This is a genomic window from Streptomyces sp. BR1, assembly GCF_052373795.1.
Lineage (GTDB): Bacteria > Actinomycetota > Actinomycetes > Streptomycetales > Streptomycetaceae > Streptomyces.
Genome location: NZ_CM126252.1, coordinates 6,703,768 through 6,720,024, shown reverse-complemented (window position 1 = coordinate 6,720,024; position 16,257 = coordinate 6,703,768). Strand labels below are relative to the sequence as shown.

At 70.0% G+C, this 16,257-nt stretch carries 15 protein-coding genes; 5 read left to right on the top strand and 10 right to left on the bottom strand.

The window, feature by feature from the left end:
- Positions 1 to 25 precede the first annotated feature (25 nt).
- Entirely contained in the window at positions 26 to 814 is a 789-nt protein-coding gene (locus ACT1U9_RS29585; protein WP_444535677.1) for an alpha/beta fold hydrolase, read from the top strand.
- 61 nt (positions 815 to 875) lie between these two features.
- On the opposite strand, the gene ACT1U9_RS29580 is transcribed toward ACT1U9_RS29585, so the two are convergent.
- On the bottom strand, positions 876 to 1,646 hold the full coding sequence (locus ACT1U9_RS29580) for a helix-turn-helix domain-containing protein (protein WP_444535676.1): 771 nt from the start codon (positions 1,644 to 1,646) through the stop codon (positions 876 to 878).
- Positions 1,647 to 2,176: 530 nt separating this feature from the next.
- Between ACT1U9_RS29580 and ACT1U9_RS29575 the strand changes: the two genes are divergently transcribed.
- The gene (locus tag ACT1U9_RS29575) at positions 2,177 to 2,800 is read left to right on the top strand and encodes a histidine phosphatase family protein (protein WP_444535675.1); all 624 of its coding nucleotides are present in this window, start codon (positions 2,177 to 2,179) and stop codon (positions 2,798 to 2,800) included.
- A gap of 25 nt (positions 2,801 to 2,825) precedes the next feature.
- On the opposite strand, the gene ACT1U9_RS29570 is transcribed toward ACT1U9_RS29575, so the two are convergent.
- Positions 2,826 to 4,382 (bottom strand): cellulose binding domain-containing protein, encoded by a 1,557-nt coding sequence (locus ACT1U9_RS29570; RefSeq protein ID WP_444535674.1) that lies wholly within the window; start codon positions 4,380 to 4,382, stop codon positions 2,826 to 2,828.
- A 176-nt stretch (positions 4,383 to 4,558) separates the two neighbouring features.
- Between ACT1U9_RS29570 and ACT1U9_RS29565 the strand changes: the two genes are divergently transcribed.
- Positions 4,559 to 5,398, top strand: coding sequence for an SDR family NAD(P)-dependent oxidoreductase (locus ACT1U9_RS29565; protein ID WP_444535673.1), 840 nt, complete (start codon positions 4,559 to 4,561; stop codon positions 5,396 to 5,398).
- 25 nt (positions 5,399 to 5,423) lie between these two features.
- Here the strand turns inward: ACT1U9_RS29565 and ACT1U9_RS29560 are convergent, their stop codons facing one another.
- From ACT1U9_RS29560 to ACT1U9_RS29535, 6 genes are all read right to left on the bottom strand, one after another.
- Positions 5,424 to 6,431: a helix-turn-helix transcriptional regulator gene (locus tag ACT1U9_RS29560; RefSeq protein ID WP_444535672.1), complete on the bottom strand. Its 1,008-nt coding sequence runs from the start codon at positions 6,429 to 6,431 to the stop codon at positions 5,424 to 5,426.
- A gap of 161 nt (positions 6,432 to 6,592) precedes the next feature.
- Entirely contained in the window at positions 6,593 to 7,378 is a 786-nt protein-coding gene (locus ACT1U9_RS29555) for an ABC transporter permease (protein ID WP_444535671.1), read from the bottom strand.
- On the bottom strand, positions 7,375 to 8,364 hold the full coding sequence (locus ACT1U9_RS29550; protein ID WP_444539285.1) for an ATP-binding cassette domain-containing protein: 990 nt from the start codon (positions 8,362 to 8,364) through the stop codon (positions 7,375 to 7,377). The genes ACT1U9_RS29555 and ACT1U9_RS29550 overlap by 4 nt, the downstream gene beginning before the upstream one ends.
- Before the next feature lie 103 nt (positions 8,365 to 8,467).
- Positions 8,468 to 9,313, bottom strand: a complete 846-nt coding sequence (locus ACT1U9_RS29545; RefSeq protein ID WP_444535670.1) for a DUF4097 family beta strand repeat-containing protein — start codon at positions 9,311 to 9,313, stop codon at positions 8,468 to 8,470.
- Between the two features lie 85 nt (positions 9,314 to 9,398).
- Positions 9,399 to 9,929, bottom strand: a complete 531-nt coding sequence (locus ACT1U9_RS29540) for a hypothetical protein (RefSeq protein ID WP_444535669.1) — start codon at positions 9,927 to 9,929, stop codon at positions 9,399 to 9,401.
- 221 nt (positions 9,930 to 10,150) lie between these two features.
- Positions 10,151 to 12,337 carry an RICIN domain-containing protein gene (locus ACT1U9_RS29535; protein ID WP_444535668.1) on the bottom strand — a complete coding sequence of 729 codons (2,187 nt, stop codon included), beginning with the start codon at positions 12,335 to 12,337 and terminating at the stop codon, positions 10,151 to 10,153.
- Between the two features lie 553 nt (positions 12,338 to 12,890).
- Here ACT1U9_RS29535 and ACT1U9_RS29530 point away from each other — a divergent pair.
- Positions 12,891 to 14,000: a sugar ABC transporter substrate-binding protein gene (locus tag ACT1U9_RS29530; protein WP_444535667.1), complete on the top strand. Its 1,110-nt coding sequence runs from the start codon at positions 12,891 to 12,893 to the stop codon at positions 13,998 to 14,000.
- Positions 14,001 to 14,077: 77 nt separating this feature from the next.
- Here the strand turns inward: ACT1U9_RS29530 and ACT1U9_RS29525 are convergent, their stop codons facing one another.
- The gene (locus ACT1U9_RS29525; protein WP_444535666.1) at positions 14,078 to 14,611 is read right to left on the bottom strand and encodes a hypothetical protein; all 534 of its coding nucleotides are present in this window, start codon (positions 14,609 to 14,611) and stop codon (positions 14,078 to 14,080) included.
- 398 nt (positions 14,612 to 15,009) lie between these two features.
- Between ACT1U9_RS29525 and ACT1U9_RS29520 the strand changes: the two genes are divergently transcribed.
- A complete protein-coding gene (locus tag ACT1U9_RS29520) occupies positions 15,010 to 15,687 on the top strand; it encodes a pyridoxine/pyridoxamine 5'-phosphate oxidase (protein ID WP_444535665.1) in 678 nt (225 codons plus the stop codon).
- Positions 15,688 to 15,710: 23 nt separating this feature from the next.
- Here the strand turns inward: ACT1U9_RS29520 and ACT1U9_RS29515 are convergent, their stop codons facing one another.
- Positions 15,711 to 16,235, bottom strand: a complete 525-nt coding sequence (locus tag ACT1U9_RS29515; RefSeq protein WP_444535664.1) for an ATP-binding protein — start codon at positions 16,233 to 16,235, stop codon at positions 15,711 to 15,713.
- Between the last annotated feature and the right edge of the window lie 22 nt (positions 16,236 to 16,257).

Genomic DNA, 16,257 nt, shown 5'->3' with positions numbered 1-16,257 from the left:
CACACCCACGCGCGGTCCACCCTTCATGGACGACACCCACACGATCCACTCCAAAGACGGCACCCCCATCGCCTACGACCGGCTCGGCGAGGCGGGCCCGCCCGTGATCCTCATCGGGGGCGCCTTCTGCACGCGCGACACCCACCGCGACCTCGCCCGGCTGCTGGCCCCGGCCTTCACCGTCTTCAACTACGACCGCCGCGGCCGGGGCGGGAGCGGCGACACGCTCCCGTACGCCGTCACCCGCGAGGTCGAGGACCTGGCCGCGCTCATCGGCGAGGCGGGCGGTGCGGCGAGGCTGTACGGGCTCTCCTCGGGCGGCGCGCTGGCGCTGGAGGCGGCGGCGAGCGGGCTGCCGGTGACGGCGGTCGCCGTGTACGAGCCGCCGTTCGCGCTCGCGGCCGAGCGGCGCGCCGGGAACGTCGCGTACGCGGCCCGGCTCCGGGAGCTGCTCGCCGCCGAACTCCGGTCGGACGCCGTGGAGTTGTTCATGACCCGGGTCGGCGCTCCCCCGGAGCAGATCGCCCAGGCGAGGCAGTCGCCGATGTGGCCGGGCATGGAGTCCGTGGCGCACACGCTGGCGTACGACAACGCCGTGCTCGGCGACGCCGCGCTGCCCGTGGAGCGGCTGGCCGCGATCACCGCGCCGGTGCTCGCGATCGCGGGCGGGGCAAGCCCCGAGTGGCTGCGCTCCCCGGCCGCGGCGGTCGCCGAGGCCGTGCCGGACGGCCGCACGCTGACCCTGCCGGGCCAGACGCACCAGTTCTCGGCCGAGGCGCTGGCGCCGGTGCTGACGGAGTTCTTCGACGGGTGACCGCACATCGAGAGGGGTGCCCCGGATCGGTCCGGGCGCACCCCTCGTTCACATACGGTCGTCAGCGGTTGAAGACGCTCGTGCGGCCCCCTTCGACTGCGGCCGTGCCGTCCAGCGCGGTCTGGTTGGCCAGTCCGCACAGCTGCGCGGGGGTCAGGCCCGCCAGCGCCTTGAAGTCACGGTTGAGATGGGCCTGGTCGTAGTAGCCGCACGCGGCCGCGAGTTCGGCGAGCGACGCGTGCGAGCCGTACGGCAGCGTGAGCGCGTGCTGGAAGCGCAGGATGCGCGCCACGGACTGGAGCGGCAGCCCGATCTGCTCCCGGAACAGCACCTGGAGTCTGCGCTCGCCCCGGCCGGTGGCGCCGGCCAGTTCGCCGAGCGTCATCCCGCCGTGCCGTGCGCTGAGTCTGCTCCACGCCTCGGCCACCACGGGCGACGGCACCGGGCCGTCGGCCAACAGCCGTGCCAGGGCGTCGTCGACGACCTCCCAGCGCGCCTCCCAGTCGGGCGCGGCGGCGAGCCGTTCGGTCAGCCGCTGCGTCCACCGCTTGCCCACCAGCTCATCGGGGTGCACGGTCTCGTTCGCCAGGTTGTGCATCGATATGCCGAGACACATATAGGCGCCCAACGGCGTGAAATCCACCTCGACCGCCTGCCCGGCGCCGCGATAGCCGCCGAGGACGGGCGAGGTCCGCAGGCCCCCGACCATCGCGTGCCAGGTTCCGGTTCCGCCCGCGGAACCCTTCTCACCGGCGCCGTACAGATGCAGCGGGTCTCCCCAGCCGACGATCAGCGTCACCGTCGCCGCAGGCAGCGTCAGCCGGGCCGGCATTCCGCCCGGTGTGCGCCTGCCTCGGTATTTGACCACCTGACCCCGCAACCAGTCAGGCGCCGCCCGTTCCACACTCTCCCCTCGCTCTTCGGTATTCAAGGATGCTTTGGCCTCCACCTGCAACCCTCTCCTCACCATGCGCGTGTGCCGCCGACCGGAATCCGGAAAGGCAGTGCGCCTTCTTACAAGACCAGCGGTCGGCCTCGGCAGCAGTCTGTGACGGGAGGGGTGGTCAAGGCCAGGACAGGACAGCGGTCCTGGCTCGTTATCGGCCACCGCACGGCCATTGCCGCATATGCGTATGGCGATTGGCCGAGCGAGCGGGGGGCGCGGCACGGCTTTGGGGGGAGCCGGGCCGTCCCGGTCCGGTTTCCTGCTGTCGCCCGCCCACGGGGGTGGCGGGCGACAGCAGGGAGCCGGACCGGAACCCGCAACTCCTGCGCAGGCGGCGGAGACGGAACCGGACCGGCGGATGCCGACGTCCTTCCGGACATCCGCACGATCATGAACGCCGCCGGAGGACAGCCCACATGGCCACCACAGCCACCCGTTATCTCTATCTCGCGCGGCACGGCGAGGCCACGTCCGACGAGAGCGATCTGACGGACGCCGGTCGTCGGCAGGCCGTGCTGCTCGGCGAGCGGCTCCGGGGCAGCCCGCTCTCGGCGATCTTCCACGGCCCGCTGCCGCGTGCGACCCGGACCGCCCAGCTGATCGCCGACCAACTCGACGGCGTCCCGCTGGAGATGTCGGAGATCGCCGGGGACTACATCCCGTACGTACCGCTCAAGGAAGAGCTGCCGCCCGAGTCGGCCGACGCCATGCTCGACCGGCTGGCGCAGTTCCCGGACGAGGAGCGCGAACGGGGGCGCGAGTTGGCGCCCGCCGCTCTCGCCCGCTTCGCCGGGCCCGTCGACGGGGACGAGCCGCGCCATGAGCTGGTCGTGACCCACAACTTCCTGATCGGCTGGCTCGTCCGCGCCGCGATCGATGCGCCCAAGTGGCGCTGGATGGGGCTGAATCACGCCAACGCGGCGCTGACCGTCATCCGTTACGCGCCCGACCGGCCCGCGTCCGTGGTCTTCTACAACGACATGGGACATCTGCCGTCGGAGCTGCGCTGGACCGGGTTCCCGCCGGAGCTCCGAGTCTGAGACCGGGAGCTCCGGCGGCCGCGCCTCAGCCGGTGTACGCCGCGAAGATCTTCGAGAACTCGTACGGCTGCTGGGTCACATTGGTGCACTTGTAGAGCGGACCGTTGCACGCGTTGGCGTCCCGGGTCTCCTCCCAGAAACCCAGCATGCCCAGATGGTGGCTCTGGGCGAAGGTCACCAACTGCCGGGCGGCGGCCTGGTCGTAGACGCGGCCGTCGTCGTTCTGCCCGAGCATCGGCGTCACGCCGACCATGGCCCACGCCTGCGCGTCGCTCTTCGCCGGATAGAGCGTCTTGAGCTGCGCCTGGGTGCTCTGCGCGGCCTGCACGGCGGCCGTTCCGTAGTCGGTGTCGCGGTAGTAGTCCATCGCCATCACATTGACGATGTCCAGGTCGACGCCCGCGTCCCGGGCCGACTTGACGACATTGAGGCCGTCGTCGGTCAGCCCTTCCGGCAGTACGGGCAGGGTGAGCGAGACCCGCAGGCCCGGGTGGGTCTGCTGGAGTTTCGCGAGCGCCTGGGAGCGGCGCGCGATGGAGGCGGGCTCCGCCACGGCCGAGCCCTCGATGTCGAAGTCGACATAGGTGAGGTGGTAGGCGTCGACGACGGCCGCGTACTCCGTGTACAACGCGTCAGCATCCGTGCAGGCCTGGGCGAGCTCGACGCCGTTGGCGCCGCCGAAGGAGACCTTCACGTCACCGCCGACGGCCCGGACGGCGTCGATCTGGTCCTTGGCCCAACCACTGCGCGGGTCATAGGCGTTGAACCACATGGCCTTGCAGTTGGAGGCGGTCACGAACGCCATGGTGAAGCTGCTGAGCCCGCTCGCGGAGGCCGCCGCCGGCAGGCTCGGGGTGGGCCAGGCGCCCATGTCGACATAGGGCGCGGTGTGGACGGTGCCGGGCGCGGGGCCGCCCGAACCGGAGGTCGTACCGCTGACGGCGGCGCTGTACGCGGAGGTGTTGCCCGCCGCGTCCTTGGCCCGCACCCGGAAGCTGTACGTGGTGGACGGCTGGAGGCCCGTCGCCGTGTACGAGGTGCCGCTCGCGGCGGCCGGGGCGCCGCCGCCCTGCGAGACCTCGTACGACACGGCCCCGGAACCGCCGCTGGAGGCGTTCCAGCGCACGGTGAGCGAGGAGCCCGTGGCCGAGCCGACCGTGACGCCGGTCGGCACCGAGGGCGCCGGGCCACCGGAGCCGGAGTCGCAGGAGCCGCCGTTCAGCGTGCAGTTGGCCGGGGTGCCGCTGCCGGAGACGATGAAGCCGAACGCGGCGGTGGCACCGGCGGCGACCGCGCCGTTGTAGTCGCGGTTGGTGAAGGAGTAGTGGTTGCCGCTCCGGGTGAGCAGCGCGTCCCAGTAGCTGCCGACGGTCGTCCCCGACGGCAGGTCGAAGGAGACGTTCCAGCCGCTGATCGCGGCCGACGAGCCGTTGGTGACGGTGTACTGGGCCTGGTAACCGGTGCCCCAGTCGGAGGTCTTGACGAACGCGGCGGACACTCCGCCCGCCGCGTTCGCCGGTGAAGCGAGAAACAGGATCACCGTTCCGAGCAGGGCCAGGAGAAGGGTGGGGGATCTTCGCATACCGGACTCCTAAAGGTCTGGACCAAAAGTGGTCCGGTATGTGATTAAGTGCCAGACGTCAACGTGTCAAGGCTTCGCGGGAGCGGCAGCCGGTCACAGCCTTCTGTGCGCCACACCTATGATCGGGACGACTGCTGGTCAGCGGGACCGCAGGCGACCACGGAGGCTGAACGGGCATGACTGAGCGGCAAGTTGTCATCGTCACCGGCGGCGGTACGGGCATCGGGGCGGCCACCGCACGGCTGTTGCGCGGCGCCGGGCACCACGTGGTCGTCTCCGGGCGTCGGCCCGAGCCGCTGCGTCGGCTCGCCGAGGAGACCGGGGCCCTGGCGCACCCCTCCGACATCGGCGACCCCGCCGCCGTCCAGGAGCTCGTGGACGCGGCGGTGGACACATACGGCAGGCTCGACGGTGTCGTTCTCAACGCGGGCACCGGGCGCAGCGGAGCCGTGGGCGACACCTCCGTCGAGGACTGGGAGGAGGTCATGCGGATCAACCTCACCGGCCCGTTCCTGCTGCTGCGCAGTGCGCTCCCGCACCTGGTGAAGGCGCGCGGCTCGGTGGTCGCCGTCGCTTCCGTCTCCGCGCTGCGCAACGGGATGGGCAACGCCGCGTACGCCACGTCGAAGGCGGCCCTCGTCCAGATGTGCCGCTCCGTCGCGGTCGACTACGGGCCGGACGGGGTGCGCGCCAACACCGTCTGCCCCAGCTGGGTGCGGACCGAAATGGCCGACCGGCGCATGGCGCGCTTCGCCGAACAGGCGGGTCTCGCGGACGGCGACGCGGGTTCGGCGGACGGCGGCGTCGAGGCGGCGTACGAGGCGGCCACCCGGCTCCTTCCGCTGGGCCGCCCGGGCGAACCGGCCGAAGTCGCCGAGGCCATCGCCTGGTTGCTCTCCCCCGCCGCGTCCTTCGTCAACGGCGCGGTACTCACCGTCGACGGCGGGGTGACGGCACTCGACCCCGGAACGGTGCCGTTCGGGTTCCGCGTGGAGCGCCGCGACACGACCGGCTGAGGCTCGCTCCAGCGGTACGCGGCCGTCAGGCCAAGCCCGTCAGCAGCTCTTCCCGGCTGTTGACACCCGTCTTGCGGTAGATCGCCTTGAGGTGGTCGTTGACGGTGTGCGGGGAGAGGTCGAGGCGGCGGGCGATGTGCTTGGTGGGCAGGCCCTCCAGGACCTCCTCCAGCACGGCCCGCTCCCGGGTGGTGATCCCGTACCAGACCGAGACGGCCGGCAACAGCGTGCGGCCCGGGGCGGGTTGGATCGTGACGGCCACCGCGCCCGCCTCCGGGCCTTCGAGCAGCTGCCCGTGCAGCGCGATCCAGCCGTCGCGGGTCGGGATCCGGCTCAGCGCCTGTCCGCCCGCCCTTCGGGCGAGATGGGCGACGTTCCAGACGGTGGCGGCCAGATCGCCCTCGTCGGTCGTGGTGGCCTCGGGGGCGAGCAGCCGCATCCATTCATGGGCCGAGGGCGTCGCCGAGGTGACCTTGTCGTCGGCGCCGACGACGGCGACGCCGGGCGACAGGCTGTAGCGCGAGGGCCGCAGCGGCATCCCGGCGACGAACCGCCGCAGCGCGGCGGCGAGTGGCTGGGCGAGCGCGTCCGCGTCGGCCGCCTCATCGGCGGAGAACGGCGAACTCCCCTTCTCCCGTACGAGAATGAGCCCGCCCCATGCGACCCGCGCCTGCGTGAGCGCGATCCGCAGCTCACCGCCGAACCCCTCGGGGACGGTGACATTGCCCAGTCGTACGCGATGCCCGTGCCCCACTCTTATCCCGACCCGGGAACCCGCGAGGAGGCGCTCGACGTCGTGGGCCTCGGCGTCGGCCACCGCCATCCGGCGCTCGGACACCTCGTTGTAGCCGTGCTCCTTGGTGAACAGGCAGCTGGCCCGGGCCAGCGGATCCAGCCCGGCCAGCACATATCCGTCGTGCGGCACGAGCCGGCCCAGCTCGTCCGAGAGCGCCCGCCCGAGATCCGGCACGGTCACCGCGTCCGTCGCCTCGCCCAGCAGGGCGCGGCCGATCGTTTCAACTCCCCCGGTCACCACATGAGCGTAGCCCGCGCTCGTCCGCCCACCGGGGTGAATTGCACACCGTCCACGGCCACTTGAGGTCATGCCGGGCCTCCCGCCGCACGTCAGCGCCCCATGCTTCGGATTTCGGACAAGTCGTGGCCGAACTACCGGTAGTTGGTGCACGTGTGCTTTCAGCGCTTGGTGGTGCTGTTGAACAGTGAACGCGACCAGACGTAGCCGACCAGGGTGAGGCCCGCACACCAGGCCAGAGAGATCCAGCCGTTGTTGCCTATCTCCGAGCCGCAGAGCAGTCCGCGCAGCGTCTCGGTCATCGGTGTGAACGGCTGGTTCTCGGCGAACCAGCGCAGGCCCGGCGACATCGAGTCGGCCGGCACGAACGCCGAGCCGAGGAACGGCAGGAACTGGATCAGCAGCGGCTTGTTGCTCGCGGACTCGACGGTCTTGGACTTCAGACCGAGCGCCGCGGCCAGCCAGGTCACCGCGAACGCGATGGCCGCGAGGAGTCCGGCGGCGGCCAGCCACTCCAGTGGGCTCGCGGACGACCGGAACCCGACGGCGAGCGCGACGCCCACCACCAGGACCATGCACACCATCGTCTGCACGACGCTGCCGATGACATGGCCCGTCATGAACGACGACCGGGTGATGTTCATGGTGCGGAAGCGGTTGATGATGCCCTCGGTCATGTCGGAGCAGACCGCGATCGAGGTCGACATCGAACCGGCCGCCACCCCCATGACGATGATGCCGGGCGTCAGATAGTTCACATACGCGTCCCGGCCCCCGCCGCCGATGCCGGCGCCGATCGAGTCACCGAAGGCGTACACGAAGAGCAGCAGCATCAGGATCGGCGTCATCGCGCTGCCGAACCCCACGGCCGGATAGCGGATCGCGTGCTTGAGGTTGCGCCGCAGCATCGTCATCGAGTCGTGCACGGCGTACGTGAGGGTGCTCATCGCAGGGTCTCCTTGACGTGGAGGGAGGTTCCGGTGCCGCCGTCGCCGGTCAGGGCGAGGAACACGTCGTCGAGGTCGGGGGTGTGCATGGAGAAGTCGGCGGCCCGGATGCCGACGGCGTCGAGCCGGTCGAGCAGGGTGCGCAGCGCGTCGAGGCCGCCGTCGCCCGCCACGCGCAGAGCGAGGTTCTCGTCGTCGCGGGCAGCTCCCGGGAAGGCGGCGGCCGCGCGCTCGTACTCGTCGGGGTCGGTGAACCGCAGCCGTACATGGCTGCCGGGGATCCGCGCCTTGAGCTCGTCGGCGGTGCCCTCGGCGACGATCCGGCCGCCGTCGAGGACGGCGATCCGGTCGGCCAACTGGTCGGCCTCGTCGAGGTATTGGGTGGTGAGGAAGACGGTGGTGCCGCCCGCGACCAGCTCGCGCACGATGTCGTACATGGTGCGGCGACTGCGCGGGTCGAGCCCGGTCGTCGGCTCGTCCAGGAAGATCACCTGAGGGTCGCCGACCAGCGTCATGGCGAGGTCGAGACGGCGCCGCATACCGCCGGAGAAGGTCGCGGCCCGCTTGTGCGCGACATCCGCGATGTCGAAGCGCTCAAGCAACGCCTGTGCGCGGAAGCGCCCTTCGCGCTTGCCGAGGCGCAGCAGGTCGGCCATGAGGAGCAGGTTCTCCTCGGCGGTGAGCAGATCGTCGAGCGCGGAGAACTGCCCGGTGACACCGATCGCGGCGCGCACCCCGTCCGGCGACGTGGTGACGTCGTGGCCCGCGACCTGGGCCTGTCCGCCGTCGGCGGCGATGAGCGTGGACAGGATCTGCACGGTGGTGGTCTTGCCGGCGCCGTTGGGCCCGAGCAGCGCGAACACGGACCCGGCCGGGATGCGCAGATCGATGCCGTCGAGCACGGTCTTGTCGCCGTACGACTTGCGCAGACCGATGGTGGAGACGGCGGCGGGCGACTGCGAACCGTCCCGCCGAGGAGTGGGCATGGGCATGACAGAAGAAGGCATGGCGCCCTCCTGGTCGAAGGATGGGAGAGGGACGGGGGCCTGAGGTGAGCACTCAGGCCCGGGCGCGGCGGACGTCGAGGCTTCAGGCGCGGGCGCGGCGGACGTCGATGTTGCCGTAGCGGGTCCGGGCGCGGACCTCGACGGTCTCCTCGGTCTTGTCCGGGGTCTCGGACGAGGTGAGCGTGTTGCGCACCTGCCCGTGGCCGGAGCTGGCTTCGAGCCAGGCGGCGGTGCCCTCGCGGATGCCGATCTCGATGGCGCCGTACGCGGTCTCCAACTGCACGATGCCGCGGGCGACATCGCCGACGCGCAGCGTGCCGTGCGCGGTGGTGGCGGAGACCGAGCCCTCGGCGCACGCGATGTCGATGTCGCCGTTGGCGCCGCTCACCTTCACGTCGCCGGTCGCGGTGCCGATGGTCGTGTTGCCGTGCGAGTTCTTCAGGACGGCGGAGCCGTCGACGCTGCCGACGCGCAGGCTGCCGGAGCTGGTGGTGATCTCGGCCGCGCCCTCGATCCGGTCGACGGTGATCGAGCCGTGGGAGGCGGTCAGCTGGAGCGGCCCGGTGGTGTCGAGGCGGACGTCGCCGGACGAGGTCTTCACATGGACCTCGCCGAGCCGGCCCTCGCCGACCACCTGGGCCCAGGCGCCGGTCATGTCGATCCGTGAGCCCGTGGGCAGTTCGACGGTCACGTCGACGACGCCGCTGGGCCCGACGAGGTAGCGCCCCTTGGGCGTCCTGACGATCAGCTCGCCGCCCGAGTACATGACCTCGGTCTGCTCGGCGGCCCGCACGTCCCTGTCCTTCTTCGGGTCGCGGGGCATCACCTCGACGACGGTGTCGAGGCGGTCGCTCGCGGAGAACTGGATGGAACCGGCGGCCACGTTGGCGGTGACCGAGATGGGCTGAGGAGTGTCGAAAGAAGGCATGACTGTTCCGTCCTCTTGGGTCTTGGGATCGTCCCCGCAGGTGGGACGTGGTGTGGGTGAAGTGAGGCGGTGCGGGCGGGCGCGGCTAGCGCACCCAGCCCGTGAAGCTCTGTCCGATGGTGCGGGTCTTCTCCGCCGTACGTGCGGTACGCGGCGCGGTCCCGCCCTCGACCGCGGCGGACACGGCCCGCACCAGCCACGCGTTGACCGACAGGCCCTCGCGGCTCGCGGCCTCTTCGGCACGCGCCTTGAGGTGGGCCGGAAGGCGCAGATTGACGCGGGCGGTGCCGCCCTCGTCCCCCTCGACGGGCACCTGTGCCGCGAGCGGTTCGACGGGCTCGGCGACCGCTTCTTCCATGGGGCTGCCATGGGCGATCGGCAGCATCACCACGAAGTCGGGGTCGAGCCCGCGCAGCCGTACGTCGACGGAGCCCGGGGCGAGCTCGCGGGTGACCTCATCCATCGCGGCGGAGAGCACATTGAGCATGGTCAGACGAGTCGCCGACTCCAGCGGGGCGGTGAGCCGCTCGGCCAGCTCGCGGGCATCGTCCCCGCCGGCTTCGGCGGCCACCGCGAGTTCGCGGCGGAGAGTGTCGACATACGGCGTGAGGTCCATGACGCCATCATGGCACCACTATGGCGCCATACGCAAGCACTGGCGGCACATCACGTGGGGTACGACTAAGTCTAGCCACTCTGACCTGCAGAAACGCGATGGAATCGACTTGAGCCATCGTGGCACCACAGGCACCCAGGCACCTCCGGACGCAAGAGATGGCACCACGTGGCACCACCTGGCGCCACGTGGTGCCACCCGATGTCCACCCGGGCCCGAGCTCAGGGCCCGGAAACCAGATTCACCACATTCGTACCCGAATTGGCCGTTCCACCCGAGTCGTTGATGACGTGCCCGATCGTCCCCTTACCGCCCAGCGACACGGTCACCATGTCGTGGAAGCGGACGCCCGGCGCGGTCGGCGCCTCGAAGGCGCGATCGGCCACCACCGAGGGGTCGCTGCTGAAGTAGCAGTAGCTGCCCAAGCCCCACGCCTCGTGCCGGGTCACGGAACCGGCCACCTTGTACGCGTCGTAACCGCGCGTCGAGCCGTTCATCCACGCGGCCTGGTTCGGCGGGTCGTACGGCATCTCGTTCTGGAAGAAGTACGTACGTCCGCCGTCCCCGTTCCAGATCACCTGGTGCTGCTGGTAGTGCTCGACGAACAGGCCGTACATCGTCACGTCGCTCCCGTTGACGACCAGACCGTTCGCGGCCGTGTTGCTGTCCCAGCCCACCCCGCTGCCATGGTCGGCGCGCCACAACCACATGTGGTCGCCGATGACGTCCGAGCTGTTCACGACGAGGGTCTGGGTGGCCTTGCCGACGCCCGCGCCGCCGATGCGGAAGAAGACGTCGTGCAGCGAGGTCGGGTCGGCGGTGTGCCGGGCGGTCGAGCCCGCGGCGCCCACCCGCATCAGGAGCGGGGAGTCGACGGGTCCGGCGTCGATGAGCAGTCCGGCGACCTTCACCCCGTCGACGTCGGCGACGTTCATCGCGGTGATCCCGTTGTCCGGGACCAGGGTGGCCAGGCCCAGGCCGAGCACCACGGTGTCCGGGCGGTTCACGTCGATCGTCTGGTCGAGGTGGTACACGCCCGGCGTGAACAGGAGGTTCTTGCCCTGCCCCAGCGCGCCGTTGATGTCCGCCGCCGTGGCGCCGGGCTTGACGATGTAGAACTGGTCGATCGGCAGCGAGCTGCCCGCCGGGGTCCCGTTCGCCCAGGTCGTGCCCTGGGTGTCGGTACGCAGGGCGGGCACGAACACCTTGTACGCGCCCGCGCCGTCCACGTAGAGGAACGGTTTCTCGCGCGTCACGGGGCTCTGCGGCACGGTGGTGTAGGGCGGGTTGGGGAAGGTGTTGGCCGGGGCGTTGGTGTCGCCGACGAAGACCATGTTCCAGTTGGCGCCGTTCCAGCTGCCCCACTGGCTGTTGCGGGAGAGCCACTGCTGCTGCGAACCGGAGCGCACCTGCCCGTCGATTTCGGAGTCGGCGATGAACCCGCCGCTCGACCAGCCGCCGTCGTCCAGCTGAAGGTCGCCGCGCAGATGCATCCGGCGGTACGGGGCCGCCTGGGAGACCGCCCAGCGGTTGCTGCCGCCGTTCGGCGTGACCGACAGGTTCTCGGCGGAGCGCCAGAAGTTCTGGGTGGCGTTGCCCTGGAACCAGTCGGCCTCGGCGTGCACAGCGCCGTTGATGGTCACCGCGTCCGGCGACAGACCGAGGCCGGCCACCTGGGTGTAGAAGCCGACGTTGGCGTCCACGTTGTAGCTGCCCGGCTTGAAGAGCAGGGCATAGCGCTGCGCGCCGAACTGGTTGGTCTCCTGCTGGCCGAAGACCTGGTCGAGTCGGCTCTGGATGGCGGCCGAGGACATCGACGGGTCGAAGACCGAGACGTTGGGCCCGAGGTCCGGGGTGTCGCCGGTGGGCGGCGCGGTGTCGACGGGGCTCACGTCGAACGACTGGGCAGCGCTGCCGTTGCAGGTGTACTGCTGGATGCGCGCGCCGTCGGCGGTGGAGGCGCCGGGCACGTCGAGGCACTTGCCGCTGTGCCGGTTGACGAAGTGGTACGCGCCGCTGGCCTCCCGTACGGGCTGCCACTGCTGGTTGTCGCCGCCGCCGTACGCCCAGAGCTGGACGGGTGCGCTGTCGGCCGTGGAGACATCGGTGACGTCCCACACCTTGGTGGCGTCGTTGCGGTTGTCGACCTGTACGTAGCCGTCGCCGGTGGCCCGGAACTGCCACTGCTGGGCGGCGGTTCCGTTGCAGCCGTACTGCTGGACGGCGGTGCCGTTGGCGGTGCCCGCCGACGCCGCGTCCACGCATTTACCGCTGTGCCGCGCGGACACAGTGACCAGCCCGGTGGGCAGCGCGGCCGCCCCGGCCCTGGGCGCGAAGGTGACACCGGAGGCGAGGGCGGCGGCGAGCGCGCCGACGGCCACCAAGGACGTGGTTCTGGGAATCGTCATGGGCTCCCACCTTTCTTCAGGGCGTGAAGCTAGGACCCCACCATGGACACGTCAAGACTTCAGGCTCCGAACATCTGGCCTGCATCAAAGTCTTCACAACCACCAATAGCCGCACGGGTATTTGATCTCGGACCGCGGAATGCGCGGGGTTGAGGTATAGACCATTCATGCCATGATCAACAATCCGATTCGTTCAATAAATGAACACTTCCAGGCGATCCTTCCCGTTAGTTGTATTCAAGGTGAAGGATCACCACCGCGACCAGACCACATGGGCGCCGGTCGGCGCCGCAACCGCGCGCGAACTGGGGAGTAGCCACTCGACGAGGTGTCAAACTGACGAACCATCAGGAAATATCCGGGCAAACGAAATCCCCCCGCACGACCCTTTCAGCCCGAATTGCCAGGCAGATTTGGGCCGTCGGGCCCGTAACGGATAATTCCGTTGTCATCTCGTTAAGAGCTAACTTCTTGACGCCATCACGAATGGAGGGTTGGCTTCCAGCCACCTCGGCCGATATTTAAGCGGCCATGTCAGGGAGGTTGTTTCTAAGTGAGCACGCGTACCGGCCGTGGAGCGATGACCGTGGGTGTCGTCGCGATGGCCGTCACCCTCGCCGCATGCGGCGGTGGGAGCCAGTCCGGCGACAAGGCCGGCGGAGCCGGCAAGAAGAAGGACCTCAAGATAGGTCTGCTGCTGCCGGAGAAGCAGGCTGCTCGCTACGAGAAGTCGGACAAGCCGCTCATCGAGAAGATGGTCGGCGAGCTGACCAGCAACAAGGGTCAGGTCATCTACGCGAACGCGGAGCAGGACGCGGCGCGGCAGAACCAGCAGGTCGACGACATGATCGCCAAGAAGGTCGACGCGTTGATCATCGACGCCGTGGACTCCAAGAGCATCGGCGGAGCGATCAAGAAGGCCAAGGACGCGGGCATCCCCGTCGTCTCCTTCGACCGCCTCGCGGAGGGCCCGGTCGACGCGTACGTCTCGTTCGACAACGAGGACGTCGGCCACGTCCAGGCCCGTGCCCTGCTGGACAAGCTGGGCGCGAGCGCCAAGGACGGCCAGATCGTCATGATGAACGGCGCCCGCACCGACCCGAACGCGGCCCAGTTCAAGAAGGGCGCGCACACCGAGCTGGACGGGAAGGTGAACATCGGCAAGGAGTACGACACCAAGGACTGGAAGCCGGAGAACGCCGCCGCGAACATGCGGACCGCGATCTCGGCCCTGGGCAAGGACAAGATCATCGGTGTCTACTCGGCCAACGACGGCCTGGCGGGCGGCGTCATCAGCGCGCTCAAGGCCGCCGGCGTCTCCAAGCTCCCGCCGGTCACCGGCCAGGACACGGACCTCGCCGGAGTCCAGCGCATCGTCGCGGGCGAGCAGTACATGAGCGTCTACAAGTCGTACGCGGAGGAGAGCCCGATCGCCGCGCAGATGGCCGTGGCGCTCGCCAAGGGCCAGAGCGTCACGCCGATCGCCAACTCCAAGACCAACAGCCCGACCGCCAGCGACATCCCCACCGCGCTGGTCCCGATCGTGGCCGTGATCAAGGACAACATCCGCTCCACCGTCGTCAGCGACGGCCTCTACACGATCGACGAGATCTGCACGCCGAAGTACAAGGCGGCGTGCAAGGCCGAGGGACTGCTGCAGTAACGCTTCGCCCGACCGTAACGGCCGCTGCCCCGGACTGCGATCGCAGTCCGGGGCAGCGGCCGTACTCGCCTACGGCGTCAGCCGGTGAACGCGGCCCTGGGCGGGCGGCGCAGCCGGGGCTCCGGGCGCGTCGGCCCGGAGGTGCACGGCTCGAAGCCGAAGGTCGCCAGGAGCTCCGCCTGGAAGGAGGCGGGCGCGGTGGCGTAGGCGGGCAGCCCCGCCGCGTCCACCGTGCGCAGCACCGGGTCGAGGACGGCTTCCAGGGCGCCCGGATGGGCGGTGGGAGCTATCCCGACGGCCGCGAGGAGCCAGTGGTCCTCCTCGCCCGGTATGCGGTCCTCATGGTCGCGCGCGGGCACCAGCGCGGGCCGCAGCCCGTGCAGTCGCAACAGGGCCCGATGCTCGTCCTCGTCGATGGAGACACCGGGCGGAATCCACACCGCCGCCGCCTCGGGTGCGCCGGAACCGGTCTCGGCGACCCACACCTTGCCCGTTTCCAGGCCGAAGTGGGCCAGGATGAGGCGGAGTTGGGCCTGTGAGGCCGAGACGAGAGCGGCGGTTTCGGGCGGGAGTCCGTTGTCACCGGAGAGCAGGCGAACGATCGCGTTCACATCCTGCAGGGACGCGCGTCGAGCGGTGACCCTGTGCGCAAAGGTGAGGGCCATAAGCCGTGCCTTTCGCTGTGGTGCGTGAGGACGACAGTGGCCTCACGCACCTCTTTGGCTTCTCTTTACCGAGGCTACCCGCCCAAGGGTAAGGGCTTCGTATGCATCCGGGACCCCCTGGCAGGCAAGGAATTGCGAGCACCGGTAGGAACCGCTCCGCTTGTCGCCCGCGGGCTGGGCGAGGGGCGAGGACGTCCGCCGACGATCCGGTCACGGTCCGCGTCGGAGGAGGTACTCGGGGTCGCGGAGTGGGCCGGCCCGCACCCTGGAGGGGGCACCATGGCCAAACAGACGTCGGTTTCCGTTGATACGTTCGAAGCACGGCGAACGACAAGAGGAGCGCGATGGCTGCGAGCGAGGACACCACCAGCGTACGGACGTGGCTGCGGAGCCTGGACGCCTTCCCCAGCCGTCTGCCGACGTTCGACCCGGCGGCCGCTCCCGCCGAGCCGGTCGAGCTGTTCCTGGCGTGGCTGACCGAGGCGGTGCAGGCGGGCGAGCCCGGCCCGCACGCCATGGCCCTGTCGACGGTGGACGAGCGGGGCGACCCATGGGCGAGGGTGCTGATCCTGAAGAACGTGGACGCGGCGGGCTGGCAGTTCGCCGCACACGCGGCCAGCCCCAAGGGCCGCCACCTGGCCGCACACCCTCGCGCCGCGCTGACCTTCTACTGGCCCGGCCGGGGCCGCCAGATCCGCATCAGGGGCGCGGTGACGACCGGCTCCGCCGACAGCAACGCGGCCGATTTCCTGGCCCGTTCCCCGTCGGCCCGCGCCGAGGGCCTACTGGGCCACCAGAGCCAACACCTCGACACACTCGCCCACCGCGACGAAGCCATCGCGGAGTCAGCACGGCGCGTCGACCAGAACCCCCAGCTCGTGGCCGAAGACTGGACCCTCTACACCCTCGCCCCCGTATCGGTGGAGTTCTGGCAGGCCGCCGAAACCCGCGTCCACACCCGCCTGCGCTACGAACGCGCCCGGGCGGACGCGGAGTGGGAGCGGCATCTGCTGTGGCCGTAGAGGCGGACGACCTCTGGTGGACCTCAACTCTTGACGGCCTCCGCGATCTGCGCGGCGGCCTGGGCGGGCGTGAGGTGTGTGGTGTCGACGACCTCGGCCTCGCCGTGCAGCCACGTGCGGGCTGCCTCGGCATACGGCTCAAGGTATTGGAGACGAAACGGGGAGTTGGGGCCAATGACGGTGTCGCCCGCGATACGCCCACGGAGGGTGTCCTGGTCGGCGTGGAGGACGAAGTGCCGTACTGGAATGGCGTGTTGGGCCAGACCGCTGCTGATCTCCCGCCAGTACTGCTCGACCAGGACGGTCATGGGCATCACCAGGGTGCCGCCGGTGTAGTCGAGTACGCGGCGGGCGGTCTCGACCACGAGCGGCCGCCACGGCGGCCAGTGCTGGAAGTTGTCGGTCCCGGGCAGCCCTGGCGCGATGTCCATGAGCATCTCGCCGACCTTCTCGGCGTCGAACACCCGTGAATCCGGGATGAGTTGCTGCACAAACGCACTGGTCGTCGTCTTGCCTGCGCCGTGGGTTCCGTTGAGCCATACGATCACGGGACCCGATGGTAATCGGTGA